This window comes from Gluconobacter sp. P1D12_c, from assembly GCF_018812105.1.
GTDB classification, from domain to species: Bacteria; Pseudomonadota; Alphaproteobacteria; order Acetobacterales; family Acetobacteraceae; genus Gluconobacter; species Gluconobacter oxydans_A.
In genome coordinates, this window is sequence record NZ_JACSIQ010000634.1 from 1 (window position 1) to 405 (window position 405).

The window sequence follows — 405 nt, forward strand, 5'->3', positions numbered from 1 at the left end:
GAAAGAGCGGAAACTTCACCTGTTTCCAGATCAAAGCCCCGGTGATCTCCTGAGTGGAATGGCCGGTGACCCGATCAATACCGATCATGTTGCGGCCCACTGGGACGACCTGCTGCGTCTGGTCACATCCATTCGGAGTGGAACCGTGACGGCCTCGGCCATGCTGCGGAAGCTCGGATCTTATCCCCGTCAGAATGGTCTGGCTGTGGCCTTGCGTGAAGTTGGCCGGATCGAGCGGTCGGTTTTCATGCTCGACTGGATACAGGATCTGGATTTGCGCAGGCGAACCCAGGCAGGGCTCAACAAGGGAGAAGCCCGGAATGCGCTGGCTCGGGCGCTCGTCTTCAACCAGCTTGGTGAACTGCGTGATCGGCGTTTTGAAAATCCGGCTTATCGAGCGTCAGG

1 protein-coding gene is annotated in these 405 nt (G+C 58.5%); it reads left to right on the forward strand.

What is annotated here, in order from left to right:
- Positions 1 to 405, forward strand: a 405-nt coding sequence (locus KP705_RS18495) for a transposase (RefSeq protein ID WP_252348451.1), incomplete at both ends; no start/stop codon positions are given.